This window comes from Kitasatospora sp. NPDC047058 (assembly GCF_040643935.1).
Lineage (GTDB): Bacteria > Actinomycetota > Actinomycetes > Streptomycetales > Streptomycetaceae > Kitasatospora.
In genome coordinates this window covers 1-17,559 of sequence record NZ_JBEYVJ010000066.1, presented here as the reverse complement: position 1 = coordinate 17,559, position 17,559 = coordinate 1, and the positions used below count along the sequence as shown (strand labels likewise).

At 74.5% G+C, this 17,559-nt stretch carries 17 protein-coding genes; 11 read left to right on the top strand and 6 right to left on the bottom strand.

Going from position 1 to position 17,559, the window contains the following annotated elements:
• Nucleotides 1-7 precede the first annotated feature (7 nt).
• From ABZ885_RS13440 to ABZ885_RS13405, 8 genes are all read left to right on the top strand, one after another.
• The gene (locus tag ABZ885_RS13440) at nt 8-1,120 is read left to right on the top strand and encodes a quinone-dependent dihydroorotate dehydrogenase (protein ID WP_360187217.1); all 1,113 of its coding nucleotides are present in this window, start codon (nt 8-10) and stop codon (nt 1,118-1,120) included.
• A gap of 68 nt (nt 1,121-1,188) precedes the next feature.
• Nucleotides 1,189-2,022, top strand: a complete 834-nt coding sequence (gene pyrF, locus ABZ885_RS13435) for an orotidine-5'-phosphate decarboxylase (RefSeq protein ID WP_360187235.1) — start codon at nt 1,189-1,191, stop codon at nt 2,020-2,022.
• Nucleotides 2,023-2,414: 392 nt separating this feature from the next.
• Nucleotides 2,415-2,741 (top strand): integration host factor, actinobacterial type, encoded by a 327-nt coding sequence (mihF, locus tag ABZ885_RS13430; RefSeq protein ID WP_360187216.1) that lies wholly within the window; start codon nt 2,415-2,417, stop codon nt 2,739-2,741.
• A gap of 49 nt (nt 2,742-2,790) precedes the next feature.
• Nucleotides 2,791-3,348, top strand: a complete 558-nt coding sequence (gmk, locus tag ABZ885_RS13425; RefSeq protein ID WP_360187214.1) for a guanylate kinase — start codon at nt 2,791-2,793, stop codon at nt 3,346-3,348.
• Between the two features lie 37 nt (nt 3,349-3,385).
• Nucleotides 3,386-3,652 (top strand): DNA-directed RNA polymerase subunit omega, encoded by a 267-nt coding sequence (gene rpoZ, locus ABZ885_RS13420; RefSeq protein ID WP_030056185.1) that lies wholly within the window; start codon nt 3,386-3,388, stop codon nt 3,650-3,652.
• Nucleotides 3,653-3,814: 162 nt separating this feature from the next.
• The gene (coaBC, locus tag ABZ885_RS13415; protein WP_360187213.1) at nt 3,815-5,074 is read left to right on the top strand and encodes a bifunctional phosphopantothenoylcysteine decarboxylase/phosphopantothenate--cysteine ligase CoaBC; all 1,260 of its coding nucleotides are present in this window, start codon (nt 3,815-3,817) and stop codon (nt 5,072-5,074) included.
• A gap of 150 nt (nt 5,075-5,224) precedes the next feature.
• The gene (gene metK / locus ABZ885_RS13410) at nt 5,225-6,433 is read left to right on the top strand and encodes a methionine adenosyltransferase (protein ID WP_360187211.1); all 1,209 of its coding nucleotides are present in this window, start codon (nt 5,225-5,227) and stop codon (nt 6,431-6,433) included.
• Nucleotides 6,434-6,553: 120 nt separating this feature from the next.
• Complete coding sequence (locus ABZ885_RS13405) at nt 6,554-8,629, top strand: primosomal protein N' (protein WP_360187210.1); 2,076 nt, start codon at nt 6,554-6,556, stop codon at nt 8,627-8,629.
• A gap of 132 nt (nt 8,630-8,761) precedes the next feature.
• Here ABZ885_RS13405 and ABZ885_RS13400 read toward each other — a convergent pair whose 3' ends face one another.
• Entirely contained in the window at nt 8,762-9,310 is a 549-nt protein-coding gene (locus ABZ885_RS13400) for a hypothetical protein (RefSeq protein WP_360187209.1), read from the bottom strand.
• 312 nt (nt 9,311-9,622) lie between these two features.
• Here ABZ885_RS13400 and def point away from each other — a divergent pair, with 312 nt between their 5' ends.
• Complete coding sequence (def, locus tag ABZ885_RS13395) at nt 9,623-10,168, top strand: peptide deformylase (RefSeq protein ID WP_360187208.1); 546 nt, start codon at nt 9,623-9,625, stop codon at nt 10,166-10,168.
• 60 nt (nt 10,169-10,228) lie between these two features.
• Nucleotides 10,229-11,176 carry a methionyl-tRNA formyltransferase gene (gene fmt / locus ABZ885_RS13390; protein ID WP_360187206.1) on the top strand — a complete coding sequence of 316 codons (948 nt, stop codon included), beginning with the start codon at nt 10,229-10,231 and terminating at the stop codon, nt 11,174-11,176.
• Nucleotides 11,177-11,261: 85 nt separating this feature from the next.
• Here the strand turns inward: fmt and ABZ885_RS13385 are convergent, their stop codons facing one another.
• Together ABZ885_RS13385 and ABZ885_RS13380 are read right to left on the bottom strand one after the other, a co-directional pair.
• Complete coding sequence (locus tag ABZ885_RS13385) at nt 11,262-11,399, bottom strand: hypothetical protein (protein ID WP_360187204.1); 138 nt, start codon at nt 11,397-11,399, stop codon at nt 11,262-11,264.
• A 34-nt stretch (nt 11,400-11,433) separates the two neighbouring features.
• Nucleotides 11,434-12,705: a PQQ-binding-like beta-propeller repeat protein gene (locus ABZ885_RS13380; RefSeq protein ID WP_360187202.1), complete on the bottom strand. Its 1,272-nt coding sequence runs from the start codon at nt 12,703-12,705 to the stop codon at nt 11,434-11,436.
• Between the two features lie 186 nt (nt 12,706-12,891).
• On the opposite strand from ABZ885_RS13380, the gene ABZ885_RS13375 reads away from it, so the two are divergent.
• The gene (locus tag ABZ885_RS13375) at nt 12,892-14,337 is read left to right on the top strand and encodes a transcription antitermination factor NusB (protein ID WP_360187200.1); all 1,446 of its coding nucleotides are present in this window, start codon (nt 12,892-12,894) and stop codon (nt 14,335-14,337) included.
• A 105-nt stretch (nt 14,338-14,442) separates the two neighbouring features.
• On the opposite strand, the gene ABZ885_RS13370 is transcribed toward ABZ885_RS13375, so the two are convergent.
• The 3 genes from ABZ885_RS13370 to ABZ885_RS13360 all read right to left on the bottom strand — a co-directional run bounded on the left by ABZ885_RS13370 (nt 14,443) and on the right by ABZ885_RS13360 (nt 17,432).
• Entirely contained in the window at nt 14,443-14,583 is a 141-nt protein-coding gene (locus ABZ885_RS13370) for a helix-turn-helix domain-containing protein (RefSeq protein ID WP_360187198.1), read from the bottom strand.
• A 450-nt stretch (nt 14,584-15,033) separates the two neighbouring features.
• Nucleotides 15,034-17,007: a tetratricopeptide repeat protein gene (locus ABZ885_RS13365; protein WP_360187196.1), complete on the bottom strand. Its 1,974-nt coding sequence runs from the start codon at nt 17,005-17,007 to the stop codon at nt 15,034-15,036.
• Nucleotides 17,004-17,432, bottom strand: a complete 429-nt coding sequence (locus ABZ885_RS13360; protein WP_360187194.1) for a hypothetical protein — start codon at nt 17,430-17,432, stop codon at nt 17,004-17,006. The genes ABZ885_RS13365 and ABZ885_RS13360 overlap by 4 nt, the downstream gene beginning before the upstream one ends.
• Nucleotides 17,433-17,559 lie beyond the last annotated feature (127 nt).

The following is a 17,559-nucleotide window of genomic DNA, read 5'->3' as shown; positions in this document are numbered from 1 at the left end:
CCCCGCCTTGTACAAGCTGCTGTTCGACCTCGTCTTCAAGAAGATGGACCCGGAGAAGGCCCACCACCTCGCCTTCTTCTGGATCCGGCTGGCCTCCTCGGTGCCCGGCCTGCGCACCCTCGTCAGGCTGGTGCTCGCCCCGGACGACCGCGCGCTCCGCACCACCGCCCTCGGCCTCGACCTGCCCGGCCCGTTCGGCCTGGCGGCCGGCTTCGACAAGAACGGCGTCGGCATCGACGGCCTGTCGATGATCGGCTTCGACTACGTCGAGATCGGCACCATCACGGGCGAGGCGCAGCCCGGCAACCCGCAGCCGCGGCTGTTCCGCCTGGTCGAGGACCGTGCGCTGGTCAACCGGATGGGCTTCAACAACCAGGGCTCGGCCCGGGTCGCCGCCCGGCTCGCCCAGCGTCCGCACACCAGCTCCACCCCGGTGGTCGGCATCAACATCGGCAAGACCAAGGTGGTCGAGGAGGCCGACGCGATCGGCGACTACGTGAAGTCCACCGAGCGGCTCGCCCAGTACGCCGACTACCTGGTGGTCAACGTCAGCTCGCCGAACACCCCCGGGCTGCGCAACCTGCAGGCCGTCTCGCACCTCGGCCCGCTGCTCAGCGCCGTCCGCGAGGCCGCCGACCGCTCCACCCCGCACCACGTGCCGCTGCTGGTCAAGATCGCCCCCGACCTGGCCGACGAGGACGTCGACGCGGTCGCCGACCTCGCCCTGGAGCTCGGCCTGGACGGCATCATCGCCACCAACACCACGATCGGCCGCGAGGGCCTGCGGGCCTCCGCCGCCCGGATCGAGGAGATCGGCATGGGCGGCCTCTCCGGCGCCCCCCTGAAGGCCCGCGCGCTGGAGGTGCTGCAGCGCCTGCGCGCCCGCACCGGGGGCCGGCTCACCCTGGTCTCGGTCGGCGGCATCGAGACCGCCGAGGACGCCTGGGAGCGCATCGTCCACGGCGCCGACCTGGTGCAGGGCTACAGCGCCTTCATCTACCAGGGCCCGTTCTGGTGCCGCCGCATCCACCGGGGCCTGTCGGCCAAGGTCCGGGCCGGCGGCTTCCGCAACCTGGCCGCCGCCGTCGGCAGCGCCGTGCCCGCCGGCCAGGACTCCTGAACCCACCCGTGACCCCCGTGACTCCCGTGACCACCACGACCCCGGTGACCGCCCCCGGAAAGGACGACATGACCCTCGCCCCCTTCGGCGCCCGTCTGCGCCAGGCCCTCGACACCCGCGGCCAGCTCTGCGTCGGCATCGACCCGCACGCCTCCCTGCTCGCCGCCTGGGGCCTGGAGGACTCCGTGGCGGGCCTGGAGACCTTCAGCCGGACCGTGGTCGAGGCGCTGGCCGACCGGGTCGCCGTGCTCAAGCCGCAGGCCGCCTTCTTCGAGCGCTTCGGCTCGAAGGGCGTCGCGGTGCTGGAGAAGTCCGTCGAGGAGGCCCGGGCGGCCGGCGCGCTCGTCCTGATGGACGCCAAGCGCGGTGACATCGGCTCCACCATGGCCGCCTACGCCGAGGCCTTCCTCGCCCCGGGCAGCCCGCTGTTCTCGGACGCCGTCACGGTCAGCCCGTACCTGGGCTTCGGCTCGCTGCGCCCGGCGCTCGACCTGGCCGCGGCCAACGGCGCGGGCGTCTTCGCGCTGGCGCTCACCTCCAACCCGGAGGGCGCCGAGGTGCAGCGCGCGGTCGGCGCGGACGGCGAGCCGGTGGCCGCCTCGGTGCTGCGCCAGCTCGCGGCCGAGAACGCCGGCGCGGAGCCGCTCGGCTCCTTCGGGGCGGTGGTCGGCGCGACGCTGGCGGACGCCGGCGTGGACCTGGCGATCAACGGCCCGCTGCTCGCCCCCGGGATCGGCGCCCAGGGCGCGACCATGGCGGACCTGCCGCGGGTGTTCGGCGCCTCGGTGCGCAACGTGGTGCCGAGCGTCAGCCGGGACGTGCTCAGGCACGGCCCGTCGGTGCCGGCCCTGCGGGAGGCGGCGGACCGCTTCGTCCGGGAGTACGCGGACGCGGTGAAGTGAAGGACGCGTGACGCGGAACACACGGTGACGCGGCGGGCGCGGTGACGCGGAGCGCGGCGGAGCGGTCCGCCGGCCCCGCGCAGTGGCGCGGGGAAGCGGCGGGGCATCGTACGGATTGACGTGAGCGCGGTCACATCCGAACTGCCAAAGGTCCGCAATCGCGGTCATTTTGCCCGGGAAAGTCCTGGTCGGCCTTGGCTGACCAGGACTTTTCGTGTTCTTTTCCTGACGTGGCGCCGCAATCCGGGTAGTGTCCGGCGATAGGTCATCGAAGAGCGGCGATTCCCGTTGCTCTCGCAGGTCAGAGCCGTACGGTTCCACTTGCGGCCGGTGTCCTGGGAACCAAACCAGTCATAGCTCAATCCTTCCTTCCACACCCTGAGGTGAACGGCGTGGCTCTTCCGCCCCTTACCCCTGAACAGCGCACCGCCGCGCTCGCCAAGGCCGCCGAGGCTCGCCGGGAGCGCGCCGAGGTCAAGAACCGGCTCAAGCACTCCAATGCCTCCCTGCACGAGGTGATCAAGGCCGGCAAGGCCGAGAACGACGTGATCGGCAAGATGAAGGTCTCCGCCCTGCTGGAGTCCCTGCCCGGCGTGGGCAAGGTCCGTGCCAAGCAGATCATGGAGCGCCTCGGCATCAGCGAGAGCCGTCGCGTCCGTGGCCTCGGCACGAACCAGATCGCCTCCCTGGAGCGGGAGTTCGGCGGCGGTGCCGCCTGACCGTGCCCCCGTGGTCCCGGGATCGTCCGCGATCCGGGATAATCGGTGCATGAGTGAGCGTCCGCGGCTGACCGTGCTCTCCGGCCCTTCGGGGGTCGGCAAGAGCACGGTCGTCGCTCATATGAGGAAGCAGCACCCCGAGGTCTGGCTCTCGGTGTCGGCGACGACCCGCCACCCGAGGCCGGGCGAGCAGAACGGGGTCCAGTACCACTTCGTCGACAACGACGAGTTCGACAAGCTGATCGCCAACGGCGAGCTGCTGGAGTGGGCCGTCTTCGCCGGCAACCGCTACGGCACCCCGCGGTCGGCGGTGCTGGAGAAGCTGGAGCGCGGCGAGCCCGTCCTGCTGGAGATCGACCTGCAGGGCGCCCGTCAGGTGCGCGAGTCGATGCCCGAGGCGCAGCTGGTGTTCCTGGCTCCGCCGAGCTGGGACGAGCTGGTCCGCCGGCTCACCGGCCGGGGCACCGAGCCGCAGGACGTGATCGAGAAGCGGCTGGAGGCCGCCAAGGTCGAGCTGGCCGCCGAGCCGGAGTTCGACACGACCCTGGTGAACACCTCCGTCGAGCAGGTTGCGACCGAACTGCTAGCCTTGCTCGGTGTAGGCTGACCTGTCTGTCTTTTCCACCCTTTCGGAAGGTTTTAGCGTGTCCTCTTCCATGACCGCGCCCGAGGGCATCATCAACCCGCCGATCGACGAGCTCCTCGAGGCCACCGACTCCAAGTACAGCCTCGTGATCTACGCCGCCAAGCGCGCGCGCCAGATCAACGCCTACTACTCGCAGCTCGGTGAGGGCCTGCTCGAGTACGTCGGCCCGCTGGTCGACACCCACGTGCACGAGAAGCCGCTGTCGATCGCGCTGCGCGAGATCAACGCGGGCATGCTCACCGCCGAGGCGGTCGAGGCGGCCTGAGCCGGTGCCTTCAGTCGAGGGGCCCGTCGGACTCGTTCCGGCGGGCCCCTCGGCGTTCCCGGCGCGTTCCCGCTGGTGGGGCTGTGTGGGGTGCCACAGTGCGGCCGGTTGCTGAGGGGTCGTAGGGTGAGGCACGTCCCGAGCGTGGAGATGAGGGGAAGCATGAGCGCGAGCACGGACGCGAGCACCCAGGCGGGCACCGGCGGGGCGGAGGCCCCGCGCGTGGTCCTCGGCGTCAGCGGCGGCATCGCCGCGTACAAGGCGTGCGAGCTGCTGCGGCGGTTCACCGAGTCCGGCCACCAGGTCACCGTCGTCCCGACCGAGGCCGCGCTGCACTTCGTCGGCGAGGCCACCTGGGCCGCGCTCTCCGGGCGCCCGGCCGCGACCGAGACCTGGGAGCGGGTCCACGAGGTGCCGCACGTGCGGATCGGGCAGAACGCCGACCTGGTCGTGGTCGCCCCCGCCACCGCCGACCTGATGGCCAAGGCCGCGCACGGGCTCGCCGACGACCTGCTCACCAACACCCTGCTCACCGCCCGCTGTCCGGTCGTGCTCGCCCCCGCGATGCACACCGAGATGTGGGAGCACCCCGCCACCCGGGAGAACGTCGCCACCCTGCGCCGCCGCGGCGTGATCGTGCTGGAGCCGGCCGTCGGCCGGCTGACCGGCAAGGACACCGGCAAGGGCCGGCTGCCCGAGCCGTCCGCGCTCTTCGACGCCTGCCGGGCGGTGCTGCGGCACGGCGGGGTCCGCTCGGACCTGGCCGGCCGGCACGTCGTGGTCTCGGCCGGCGGCACCCGCGAGCCGCTGGACCCGGTGCGCTACCTCGGCAACCGCTCCTCCGGCAAGCAGGGCTACGCGCTCGCGGTGACCGCCGCCGCGCGTGGCGCCCGGGTGACCCTGCTCTCGGCGAACGCCGAGCTGCCCGACCCGGCCGGCGTCGACGTGGTGCACGTCTCGACCGCGCTGGAGCTGCGGGACGCCGCGCTGAAGGCGGTGGAGGACGCGGACGCGGTGGTGATGGCCGCCGCGGTGGCCGATTTCCGCCCTGCCGCGTACGCCACCGGCAAGATCAAGAAGGTCGAGGGGGCCGAGCCGGCGCCCGTCGCGCTGGTCCGCAATCCGGACATCCTGGCCGAGCTCTCGGGCCACCGCCCCCGTTCGGCCCAACTGGTCGTGGGTTTCGCGGCGGAGACCGACGACGTGCTCGCCAACGGCCGCGCCAAGCTCGCCCGCAAGGGCTGCGACCTGCTGGTGGTGAACGAGGTCGGCAACGGCAAGGCGTTCGGCCAGGACGTCAACGAGGCCGTGGTGCTGGGCTCCGACGGCAGTGAGACCGCCGTTCCGGTGGGGCCCAAGGAGGCGCTCGCCGACGTGGTCTGGGACCTGGTCGCGGAACGGCTCCGAACGGTCGTCGACTGATCCCGAAGGGTGGTCGTTCGGTCTTCAATTCCGGAATGGAGTGACGGTTGCCGGGAGCCGACCGTTACACTCCAGGAATCAAGTCTTTCCGGATGTCCCCGGCTCGCCGGGGGCCTTCAGTCAGCAGCCGCTGCAACCCCAGGGAGCGCTGTGTCTCGCCGCCTGTTCACCTCGGAGTCCGTGACCGAGGGACACCCCGACAAGATCGCTGACCAGATCAGCGACACCATCCTCGACGCTCTCCTGCGGGAGGACCCGACCTCCCGGGTCGCCGTGGAGACGCTGATCACCACCGGCCAGGTGCACGTGGCCGGCGAGGTGACGACCAAGGCGTACGCGCCGATCGCCCAGCTGGTCCGCGACCGGATCCTGGAGATCGGCTACGACAGCTCGAAGAAGGGCTTCGACGGCGCCTCGTGCGGTGTGTCGGTGTCCATCGGCGCCCAGTCGCCCGACATCGCGCAGGGTGTGGACACCGCGTACGAGGCCCGGGTCGAGGGTGACGAGGACGACCTGGACAAGCAGGGCGCCGGTGACCAGGGCCTGATGTTCGGCTACGCGTCCGACGAGACGCCGGAGCTGATGCCGCTGCCGATCACCCTGGCGCACCGCCTGTCGAAGCGGCTGTCCGAGGTGCGCAAGAACGGGACGATCCCGTACCTGCGCCCCGACGGCAAGACCCAGGTCACCATCGAGTACGACGGCGACAAGGCCGTGCGCCTGGACACCGTCGTGGTCTCCTCGCAGCACGCGAGCGACATCGACCTGGACTCGCTGCTGACCCCGGACATCCGCGAGTTCGTGGTGGAGCCGGAGCTGAAGGCGCTGGCCGAGCAGGGCATCAAGCTGACGACCGACGGCTACCGGCTGCTGGTGAACCCGACCGGCCGGTTCGAGATCGGCGGTCCGATGGGTGACGCGGGCCTGACCGGCCGCAAGATCATCATCGACACGTACGGCGGCATGGCCCGCCACGGCGGCGGCGCCTTCTCCGGCAAGGACCCGTCCAAGGTCGACCGCTCGGCCGCCTACGCCATGCGCTGGGTCGCCAAGAACATCGTCGCCGCGGGCCTGGCCCGCCGCGCCGAGGTCCAGGTCGCCTACGCCATCGGCAAGGCCGAGCCCGTCGGCCTGTTCGTGGAGACCTTCGGCACGGAGACCGTTCCGGTCCTGGCCATCCAGAAGGCCGTCACCGAGGTCTTCGACCTGCGCCCGGCCGCGATCATCCGCGACCTGGACCTGCTCCGCCCGATCTACGCCCAGACCGCCGCCTACGGCCACTTCGGCCGTGAGCTGCCGGACTTCACCTGGGAGCGGACCGACCGGGTCGAGCAGCTGAAGAAGGCCGTCGAGGACTGACCGGCTGATCCGATCGTCTGACCGCAGGCGGTGGTGCCCCCGGTGGGGGTGGCCACCGCCTGCGCGTTTTCGTGCGGGCGCAGTCCGCCCTGTCGGTGTGACCTGGTACTACTTGGGGCGATGAGCAGCACAGAGGAGAGCGGGGGCCCGGAGCAGCTGGCGTTCATCCGGGAGACGGTCCGCCGGGCCAAGCCCCGGACGTGGCGCGGTGCCAAACGGGCCGAGCACCTGCCGGTCGCCCGGGTGGTGGTCGACAAGGGCGTGCTGACCATCGACAAGTTCTTCGACTACGCGGTGCCCGCCGCGATGGCGGAGGAGGCCCAGCCGGGGGTGCGGGTCCGGGTGCGGTTCGGCGCGCGGGTGGTCAAGGGCCAGCGCGAGGGCGGCGAACTGCACGACGGGTTCATCGTCGCGCGGCTGGAGAAGAGCGACTTCGCCGGCCCGCTGGCCCCGCTCGCCCAGGTGCTCTCGCCCGAGCCCGTGCTCACCCCGCAGCTGCTGCGGCTCTGCCGGACCGTCGCCGACCGGTACGCGGGCACCCTGGCGGACGTCCTCCAGCTCGCCGTCCCGCCCCGGCACGCCAAGGCCGAGGCCGAGGCCTCGCCGGGCCCCCGGCCCCGGCCCGCCGCACCGGCGCCCGGCGGCTGGTCGCGCTACCCCGCCGGGCCGGACTTCCTCACCGCGCTGGCCGGCGGCGGCACCCCCCGCGCGGTCTGGACGGCGCTGCCCGGCCCCGGCTGGCCGTACGAGATCGCCCGGGCGGTCGCCGCCACGCTGGCGAGCGGGCGCGGCGCGCTGGTCGTCCTGCCGGACGGCCGCTCGGTGGCCCGGGTGGACCAGGCGCTCACCGGGCTGCTGGGCGAGGGCCTGCACGCCACGCTGGCGGCCGACCTCGGCCCGCGCGAACGGTACCGGCGCTGGCTGACGGTGAGCCGCGGCTCGGTGCACGCCGCCATCGGCACCCGCGCCGCGATGTTCGCCCCGGTCCGCGACCTCGGGCTGGTGGTCGTCTGGTCCGACGGCGACGGCAGCCACAGCGACCCGCGCGCCCCGCACCCGCACGTCCGGGAGGTGGCGCTGCTGCGCGCCGCCGAGGAGGGGGCCGCCGTCCTGCTCGGCGGGCACGCGGTGACCGTCGAGGGAGCGCAGCTGGTCCGCACCGGGTGGGCCCGGCCGCTCACCGCCGACCGGGAGACCGTCCGGCAGGTGGCGCCCCGGGTCCGCACCGTCACCGACCAGGACCAGCACCGGGACGCCGCCGCCCAGGCCGCCCGGCTGCCCTCGGTGGCCTGGGAGGCCGCCCGGGAGGCGCTCGCGGCCGGCGGGCCGGTGCTGATCCAGGTGCCGCGGCGCGGCTACGTCCCGCGGCTGGCCTGCGGCCGGTGCCGCACGCCCGCCCGGTGCCGGCGCTGCGAGGGCCCGCTGGAGGCCGCCTCGGCGGAGGCGCCGCTGCACTGCGGCTGGTGCGGGCAGCCGGAGCAGGACTGGCACTGCCCGGAGTGCGGCTCGTTCCGGCTGCGGGCCCAGGTGGTCGGCGCGCGGCGCACGGCGGAGGAGCTGGGCAAGGCGTTCCCGCGGGTGCCGGTGCGGACCTCGGGGCGGGACGCCGTGCTGGCCAGCGTCCCGGACGAGCCGGCGCTGGTGATCTCCACGCCGGGCGCCGAGCCGGTGGTCGAGGGCGGCGGGTACGCGGCGGCCCTGCTGCTGGACGGCTGGGCCCTGCTCGGCCGCCCCGACCTGCGGGCCGGCGAGGAGACCCTCCGGCTCTGGCTGGCCGCCGCCGCCCTGGTGAAGCCGTCGGCCGAGGGCGGCACGGTGGTGGTGGTCGCCGAGCCCACCGCGCGGCCGGTGCAGGCGCTGGTCCGCTGGGACCCGCTCGGCCACGCCGGGCTGGAGCTGGACGAGCGGGCGCAGCTGCACTTCCCGCCGGTGTCGCGGATGGCCTCGGTGACCGGCAGCCCGGCGGCCGTCGCGGACCTGCTCGGGCTGATCCGGCTGCCGTCGGAGGCCGACGTGCTCGGCCCGGTGCCGGTCCCGGCGCTGCGGGGGGAGGAGCAGGAACGGGCGCTGCTGCGGGTGCCGCCGGGGCAGGGGGCGGCGCTGGCGGGGGCGCTCAAGGCCGCGCAGATCGCGCGGATCGCGCTGCGCACGCCGGAGCCGGTGAAGGTGCGGATCGACCCGACGGACATCGGGTGAGGCGGGCGGGGTGAGGCGTGCGGGGTGAGGCGCGCGCCGGTTCCGGGAGCCGGTACGGGTCGCCGGGGTGGGCGGCCGGGCCGGGTGAGGGGCGGCTGAGTGCGCCGCTCCCCACCCGGGCCGCGCTGCTGCTCAGCCGCGCAGGGCGCCGGAGCGGTCCATCGCCGCGCGGTCCAGCGCGCTGCGGTCCAGGCCGCCCTGGCGGGCCGCCGGGACGGTCGCGGCCAGCCCGGTCGGGGCGGACACGGCGGGCAGCTCCTCGGTGCGGTCCGGCCGGCCCGGCCCCGGCACACCGGAGGCCGGCACCCCGCCGGCCGCCAGCAGCTCGCTGGTCGGCCGGCGCATCCCGTACCGCCGGTGCACCGCCTGCTTGGTGACCCCGAGGGCCGAGCCCACCGAGTCCCAGGAGAATCCCAGCGCCCGGTCGAACTCGACCGCCGCCGCGACCAGCGTCTCCACGCTCTCGCGCAGTTCCTGCGCCAGCCGCACCGTCGGCGCCGGCGCCCGTCCGTACACCACGAACCCGGCCGAGGTGCTCGGGCGGCGCGGACGGTAGACGTTGCCCAGCTGGGCGGTGAGGGTCCGCAGCGCGTCGACCTGCCGCCTCACCCGCTCGATGTCCCGCACCAGCAGGTGCAGGCTCGCCCGCGCCCGGGCATCGTGATTGATCTGCTCGGCCATGGCCTACGTGCCACCTTCCGTACGGTTCAGCTCGGCCGGAACACGGTGTTCCGCGCGCTCCGGCCCCGGTCAATCTCACTTGACCAACGCCGGACCGGGGGCCGGGGTCACGCAGCCGGGCGAGTCGGGATATGCCAGATGCCCGGGCGTGGCCGGAACGGGGGCGGTGGGATTGCATAGACTTGACGGCGGCCCGGCGTCCGCACGCCGGTGTTCCCGCCCGAACGTCTGCAGTCCGAGGTCGGCGGTCCGCAGTCCGTCCGAAGTCCGAAGCCAGCGTCCCGAAGTCCGAGCGACAGGAGCCCGCAGCCCGTGGCGATCCAGCCGATCCGCATCTTCGGGGACCCGGTCCTCCGGGCCACCGCGAAGCCCGTGACCACCTTCGACAAGGAGCTGCGCACCCTCGTCCGGGACCTCACCGACACCATGCTCGACGCCCCCGGCGCCGGCCTGGCCGCGCCCCAACTCGGCATCTCGCTGCGGGTGTTCACCTACCGCGTGGACGGCGTCATCGGGCACCTGATCAACCCCGACCTGTCGCTCACCGAGGAGGAGCAGGACGGCCCCGAAGGCTGCCTCTCGCTCCCCGGGCTGCGCTACGACACCAAGCGCGCGTACGGGGTGGTCGCCAAGGGCTTCAACATGTACGGCGACCCGGTCACCATCGAGGGCACCCAGCTGCTCGCGCGCTGCATCCAGCACGAGACCGACCACCTCGACGGGATCATCTTCATCGACCGGCTCGACCGCGAGCGGCGCAAGGCCGCGATGAAGGCGATCCGCGAGACCGACTGGGGCGGCGGGCCCGCGCCCGTCGTCAGGATCTCGCCGCACAGCACCTTCGGCTCGGCGCGCTGAGACCGCCCCGGCTGCCGAGCCCGCTCGTTTTGTGAAGTCCCGCTACCAGAAAGGCACTTGATGCGCCTCGTGTTCGCCGGCACCCCCGAGGTCGCCGTTCCCGCCCTGGACGCCCTGCTCGCCTCCGACCGGCACGAGGTCGTCGCGGTGGTCACCCGCCCCGACGCCCCCGCCGGGCGCGGCCGCAAGCTGGTCGCCAGCCCCGTCGCCCAGCGCGCCGAGGAGGCCGGGATCGAGGTCCTCAAGCCGGCGAAGCCCAGCGACCCGGACTTCGTCGCCCGGCTCACCGAACTCGCCCCGGACTGCTGCCCGGTGGTCGCCTACGGTGCGCTGCTGCGGCCCGGCACGCTGGAGATCCCCACGCACGGCTGGGTGAACCTGCACTTCTCGCTGCTGCCCGCCTGGCGCGGCGCCGCCCCCGTCCAGCACGCCGTGCTGGCCGGCGACGAGGTCACCGGGGCGTCCACCTTCCTGATCGAGCAGGGCCTCGACTCCGGGCCGGTCTTCGGCGTCCTCACCGAGGAGATCCGCCCCGCCGACACCAGCGGCGAACTGCTGGAGCGGCTCGCCCACTCCGGCGCCCGGCTGCTCGCCGCCACCATGGACGGCATCGCCGACGGCGCCCTGCACGCCGTCCCGCAGCCCGCCGAGGGCGTCACCCTCGCGCCGAAGATCACCGTCGAGGACGCCCGGATCGACTGGACCCACCCCGCCCTCCGGGTCGACCGCGTGGTGCGCGGCTGCGCCCCCGCGCCCGGCGCGTGGACGGTGTTCCGCGGCGAGCGGCTCAAGATCACCGGCCCGGTCACGCTGGTGACCGACTCGTCGGCGCTGGCGCCCGGCGAGCTGGCGGTCGGCAAGAACAGCGTCCGGGTCGGCACCGGCAGTCACGAGGTCGAACTGGGCGAGGTGCGGCCGCAGGGCAAGAAGGCGATGCGGGCCGCCGACTGGGCGCGGGGTGCGCGGATCGAGTCCGGCGAGCGGTTCGGCCTCGTCGGCGAGGACTGACCGGCGAGGAGTGACCGGAGGGCGCCACCCCGCCGGGACCGGTCGGGGTGGCGGGACGGCGCGGCCGGCCCGCCACCCGTCACGGTCAGACCTTGTAGTAGAGGTCGAACCGGCGGGTGCCGGTGGCGGAGTTGTTGGTGATGCCGAAGCAGAGGCGCAGGCCCTCGGGGCCGGTGAAGACGGCCACGCCCCCGGGCTCGCGGGGGTCGCGTCCGCCGCGCACCGTCGGATGATCACCGGCCGGACGGCCGGGGGAGTCAGCCGGTGGCGGGGTACGCGGTGAGGGCCTGGCCGGTGCCCTCGGCCGGGGCGAGGCCGACGTACTCGTCGACGGCGACCGGTGCGAGCTGCGGGCTGCCGGGCCGGTCCTGACCGGTGGTGGCGTCCAGCGTGACCGGGCCGTTCCTGGTGGTCCCGTAGACGACGCCGTGCCGGACCGCGGTGACCCTCGGCGAGACCCGGGTGTTCGCGTCGTCCGGGAGCTTCCAGAGCACCTTGCCGGTCGTGGGCTCGACCGCGAAGGCCGTGGACTCGGTGGCGCAGACGGTCACCGAGCGGCCGTCGTAGGTGCAGGTGTGCGTGAACCCGCCGGAGAAGTCGAGCGTCTGCTTGCCGGTCGTGCCGTCCACCAGCCAGGCGAAGTTCTTGGCCGAGCCGTAGTCCCGGCCCTGGACCACCACCGTGGCCGGACCGGCCGGGCGCACCGTCGTCTCGTACGAGTCGGCCGCAGCGCTCCAGGCGGTCTTCCCGTCGGCGAGGTCGAGCGCCGACAGCTTCTGCCGGACACCGTCCTGGGAGACGATGCCGACGACCTGGCCCTCGGTGAGGGCGGCCCCGAAGAAGCCGTTCTGCGTCCAGAGGGTCTTCCTGGCGGCGAGGTCCACCGCGAGGACGGCGCCGTGGTCGGAGTCCGAGACGGCGAGCACCGCCGTGGTGCCGCGCACGCCGAGCAGGGTCGCGTACTTGTACTCGGCGAAGCCCTGCGGCAGGTCGAGCGGCAGTGACCAGGCGGGCGCGCGGGTGCCGGCGTCCATGGCCACCAGCTCGGCGACCGCGTGGTCCACGGAGGTGCCCTGGCCGCGGACAATCTCCGGGAAGGAACCGATCACCAGGCGCCTGCCGCCCACCTCGGCGAGCACCGGGGTCTCGGCGAGGCCGGCGGGCTGCTGGGTGGGGGCCGTGCCGACCACCTGGCCGGTGGTCAGGTCGACCGCCCGGAGACCCTCCTTGGCCGGGAGGTAGGCGGTCAGGCCGTCGAGGAGGACCGCGGACGCCTTGGCCTCGACGGGGAGCGGCACGCCCTTGGCCCGGTCGAACGCGGACGGCGGGTCGAAGCTCCGGCGCGGCGTGGCCGAGGCGCTGGGCGTCGGCGCCGCCGTGGCCGTGGTGGCGCCGGAGGCGCCGGTGGTGGCTCGGCCGTTGCCGCCGCCCTGGCCGCCCCCGCTGCTGCAGGAGCCGACCAGCAGCAGTACCGCGGCGGCGGACGCGATCCGTCCCGAAACCCGTCCCGAAACCCGGCGTGAACTCATCCCCGTGGAACCCCCCTTGGTGTGTGGTCCGCCTCCCCGGCGGCCAGATGATCACCTTACTGGGGTGTGTACGGCCGACGGAGACCGCCGACGGCCGGGAGACCGGGGGCGGGGCCGGGAGCCCGGGCCCGGGATTCGCGTTACTGTTCCTCTGATAACCCCCGCAGCACTTTGAGGCACACAGGTATGAGCACGCCCAGCAGCACCCCCGGCGCCAAGCGCGCGCCCCGGCCGCACCGCCGCCCGAAGAAGGACCCGGCCCGGATCGTCGCGTTCCGCGCCCTGCGCGCCGTCGACGAGCGCGACGCCTACGCCAACCTGATCCTGCCGTCCCTCCTCCGCGAGGCCGAGCAGAAGGGCATGGACCGGCGCGACGCCGCCCTGGCCACCGAACTGGTCTACGGCACCCTGCGCCTGCAGGGCACCTACGACGCGATCATCGCCGCCTGCATCGACCGCCCGCTCAGCAAGGTCGACCCGCCGGTCCTCGACGTGCTGTCGCTCGGCGCCCACCAGCTGCTCGCCACCCGCGTCCCCAGCCACGCCGCCGTCTCGGCCACCGTGGAGCTGGCCCGGGTGGTCCTCGGCGACGGCAAGGCCAAGTTCGTCAACGCCGTGCTCCGCCGGATCAGCGCCCACGACCTGGACGCCTGGATCGAGCAGGTCGCCCCGCCGTACGACGAGGACGCCGAGGACCACCTCGCCGTCGTCCACTCCCACCCGCGCTGGGTCGTCGCCGCGCTCTGGGACTCGCTCGGCCGCTGGCAGCCCCAGGCCTCCGGCCGCACCGCCGTCGAGGAACTGCTGCGCGCCGACAACGAGCGGCCCGAGGTCACCCTGGTCGCCCGCCCCGGCCGGGCCACCGTCGGCGAACTCGCCGACGCCCTCCCCGAGGCCGAGCCCGGCCGCTGGTCCCCGTACGCGCTGCGGCTCGCCGAGGGCGGCGACCCGGGCGCGCTGACCGCCGTCCGGGAGAACCGGGCCGGCGTCCAGGACGAGGGCAGCCAGCTGGTCGCGCTCGCCCTCGCCGCGGCGCCGCTCGACGGCCCCGACCGGCTCTGGCTGGACGGCTGCGCCGGCCCCGGCGGCAAGGCCGCGCTGCTCGCCGCGCTCGCCGCGGAGCGCGGCGCCGCCCTGGTCGCCAGCGAGAAGCAGCCGCACCGGGCGCGGCTGGTCGCCCGGGCCCTGGAGGGCAACCCCGGCCCGTACACGGTGATCGCCGCCGACGGCACGCGCCCCGCCTGGCGGGAGGGCGGCTTCGACCGCGTGCTGGTGGACGTCCCCTGCTCCGGCCTCGGTGCGCTGCGCCGCCGCCCGGAGGCGCGCTGGCGCCGCCGGCCGCAGGACGTCGCCGCCTTCGGCCCGCTCCAGCGGGACCTGCTGCGCTCGGCCGTCGACGCCACCCGGATCGGCGGCGTCGTCGGCTACGCGACCTGCTCGCCGCACCTGGCGGAGACCCGGGCGGTGGTGGACGACGTGCTGCGCGAGCAGGGCGGGCGGGTCGAGTGGATCGACGCGCGGCCGCTACTGCCGGGCCTGCCGTCGCTCGGTGATGGCCCGGACGTCCAGCTCTGGCCGCACCTCCACGGCACGGACGCGATGTACCTGGCGCTGCTGCGGCGCACCGCATAGCGGTAGCGGTCCTCCGCGAGGACACCGAGGGCCGGCCCGCTTCGAGCGGCCGGCCCTCGGTGCTGCGTGCGGCTCGGCCGGGGCCGGGGGCGAGCAGTCCGCCCGTCAGCCGGCCGGGCGGCCGGTGACGAGGCGGTCGCCGAGGGTGCTGCGGTGGTAGAGCACGTGCCGGCCGTCCCGGGTGCGGGTGACCAGGCCGGCCGCGTGCAGGGCGCGCAGGTGCTGCGAGACGGCGCTCGGCGTCACGGCGGGCGAGGTCGGCCGTGGTCAGCGGCTCGGCGAGGAGGTCCAGGAGCCGGGCCCGAGGTGCGCCGAGCAGGCCGGCGAGTGCGCCGGCGGCGTCCGGGCCGGTGGCCGCCGAGGTCCACAGGGTGGCGATGCCCCGGCTCGGATAGGCCAGCATGGGCGGCTCGCCCGGGTCCATCGGTGAGACGGGCTTGTACGCGAACAGCGACGGCATGAGCGGCAGCCCGCGCCCCGCCGCGGCCACCTGGTGCCGGCGGCTCATCCGGGCGATGTGCAGCGCGCCGTCGTGCCACCGCACATTGGGGTGCAGGTCGGAGAAGAGCAGCCGGGCGCCCCCGCCGGCCAACTGCCGGGCCCGGTGGGTGATGTCGGCCTCCGCGGGGTGGCTGGGCGTGTGCGCGCTGGTGACCGGGCTGGCGGGCGTGGCGCTGGCGTGGCACGTGCCGCGGGTCAGGGGCGGGTGGCGTCGAGTTCTGCGCGGGCGTGGGCGAGGGCCTCGCGGCTGACGAGGGTCTGGGGGTGGGTGTCGCCGAGGGTCTGCTCGCATTGGGCGAGGGTGGTTTCGAAGAGGGAGACGGCGTGTTCGAGGTCCCCGGCTGCAATGTAGGCAACGGCGAGATTGTGCCGGCTGATCAGGGTGCTGTGGTGACCGTTGCCGAGGGCCTCCTCGCGTTGGGCGAGGGTGGTTTCGAGGAGGGGGATGGCGCGCTGGAGGTCGCCGGCCGCCCGGTAAGCGACGGCGAGGGTGCTGCGGCTGAGGAGGGTGTGAAGGTGGGTGTCGCCGAGGGCTTCTTCGTGTTGGGCGAGGGTGGTTTCGAGGAGGGGGATGGCGCGCTGGAGGTCGCCGGCCGCCTGGTAGGCGACCGCGAGGTTGTTCCGGGTGGTCAGGGTTCCGGGGTGGGTGTGGCCGAGGGCCTGTTCACGTTCGGCGAGGATGGTCTCGTATAGGGGGATGGCGCGTTCGAGGTCGCCGGCCATTCGGTAGGCGAGGGCGAGGTTGTGCCGGCTGGTCAGGGTGTCCGGATGGGATTCCCCGAGGGTCCGCGCGCAGTGGGCGGCGTGGATCTCGCGGAGGGGGACGGCGCGGGCGTCGTGGCCGCGCCGGTAGAGGTACTGGGCGGCGGGGTGGTAATGCCCCACCACCGGGCCGTCGGGGTCGCCGGGCGGGGTGGTGGCCGCGAGGGCGGTGAGGTGGGGGACGAGGGCGTCCCACTCGGGGGCGGGGAGGTACTCGGGCGGCTCGGGCAGGGCGTCGAACGCCGCGACGAGGGCGTGTTCGGCGGCCGCGCGGCCCGGGTTGCCCGGGGCCGTGCGCAGAACGGTCTGGAGGAGGCGGTGGATGCTCACCGTGTCCGGGGTGAGAGTGATCATGCTGTAGCCGTGGAGGACGCCGAGGGCCTCGGCGAGCGCGTCGTCCTCGTCGTCCAGGTGGTGGAGCAGGCTGACCGGGATGTCGTCGGGGGCGAGCCAGGCGAGGGTGTGCAGGACCTCGACGGCGAGCGGGTTGCGCGTGGTGAGGACGGCGAGCGTCTGGTTCCAGATGCGCGCGATGGTGCGTTCGGCGTCGATGCCGTCGGCGGCCCGGTCGAGCTTGCCGGCGAGCCTGCGGTGGTAGGCCCCGATGGAGACCGTGCGGTTCTGCGCGAGGTAGGCACCGGCCTGGTCCAGGGCGAGCGGGAGGTGGCCGAGGTCGGCGGCGAGCGCGCGGGCGTCCGCGAGCTGGCGCGCGGTGGGTTCGGCGCCGTCCAGGGCGTGGTCGCAGAGCAGGGCGGCGGACTCCTCCGGCGCGAGGGTGCCGAGGGCGCGGGTGGCGATGCCGCGGGGCCAGCCGGTGGCGCGGCGGGTGGTGATCAGCAGGTGGCCGCCGGTGAGGGGACCGAGGTAGCGGCGCAGGTCGCGGGGCTCCTCGGCGTTGTCCAGGACGATCAGCCAACCAGGGTGCCAGTGCAGCCAGTTGAGCGCCCAGGCGATCCGCTCCGGTTCGCCGGCCTGTGCGGCCCAGCCGGGCGCGAGCCGGGCGGTGAGGGCGGCGAGTGACTGCTCGATGCGGGCCGGGGACTCGGCGTTGATCCACCAGGTGAGCACGTAGTCGTCGCGGTGCAGGTGCGCGTAGGAGAGCGCGAGGGTGGTCTTGCCGATGCCGCCGAGGCCGTGGACGGTGGGCGCCTGGGTGACAGCCGAGCCGCCGTCGGAGGTCGGCACCCTTCGCAGCCAGGCGAGTTCGTCCGCGCGGCCGACGCAGAGCGGGGGCGGGGCCAGGTTGTTGGTGCCAGGCGGGGCCGGGGTGTCGCGGGCGGACGTGACGGCGTCGGCGGCGATCACCACCTGGTCGGTGGTGATGGCGGTGCCGATGGTGTGCGCGGCTATGGAGCGCTCGCCGGCGGCGGTGACCGCGGTGCCGGCGGCGGTGGCGGGGTCGGTCACGAGCCGACGCGGTGCCCGTCGCCGGTGACGGCGGTGCCGATGGAGTACGCCGCGATCGACCGCTCGCCGTGGGCGGTGATGGTGATCGAGGGCGTGGGCCGGGCGGCGAGGAGGTCGGCGAGCTCCTGGCGGAGCTCCGCGTCCTCGGCGAGGACGCGGCGCAGGTGCAGGCGCAGCGCCGCCGCGACGGCCTCCGGGTCCTCGTCGGCGGCCTCGACCGCGGTCTCCAGCTCGGCGCGCCGGGCGGCGTCGCCACGGCGCCAGACGCGCTGGAGGAACCGGCGGCCGGAGTCGGCGGTGGCGTCCACCGCGGCGTCCATCGCGGCGTTCTCGGCGCGGGTGAGCACGGCGGTGCCGTAGGTGGTCAGGGCGCCCGTCAGCAGCGGGCCGGCCTGGGTCAGCAGTTCGGTGATGTCGGCGCTCAACGGATCCACCCCGAGGAGAAATTGACCGGATGTCGGCTGCCATTCTCGCACTCGGCACCCTGCGCCTTCCCGTGTTCCGCAGCCCGCGCCCCGCGCCGCGCCCCGCGGCCGCCGGCGGACCGGCCGG

What these genes read in the sequence shown, in the direction of transcription:
- ABZ885_RS13405 (WP_360187210.1), top strand. Translation starts at nt 6,554, where the DNA reads ATGAGCAGCACAGAGGAGAGCGGGGGCCCGGAGCAGCTGGCGTTCATC.
- ABZ885_RS13400 (WP_360187209.1), bottom strand. Translation starts at nt 9,310, where the DNA reads ATGGCCGAGCAGATCAATCACGATGCCCGGGCGCGGGCGAGCCTGCAC.
- ABZ885_RS13375 (WP_360187200.1), top strand. Translation starts at nt 12,892, where the DNA reads ATGAGCACGCCCAGCAGCACCCCCGGCGCCAAGCGCGCGCCCCGGCCG.
- pyrF (WP_360187235.1), top strand. Translation starts at nt 1,189, where the DNA reads ATGACCCTCGCCCCCTTCGGCGCCCGTCTGCGCCAGGCCCTCGACACC.
- ABZ885_RS13380 (WP_360187202.1), bottom strand. Translation starts at nt 12,705, where the DNA reads ATGAGTTCACGCCGGGTTTCGGGACGGGTTTCGGGACGGATCGCGTCC.
- coaBC (WP_360187213.1), top strand. Translation starts at nt 3,815, where the DNA reads ATGAGCGCGAGCACGGACGCGAGCACCCAGGCGGGCACCGGCGGGGCG.
- gmk (WP_360187214.1), top strand. Translation starts at nt 2,791, where the DNA reads ATGAGTGAGCGTCCGCGGCTGACCGTGCTCTCCGGCCCTTCGGGGGTC.
- fmt (WP_360187206.1), top strand. Translation starts at nt 10,229, where the DNA reads ATGCGCCTCGTGTTCGCCGGCACCCCCGAGGTCGCCGTTCCCGCCCTG.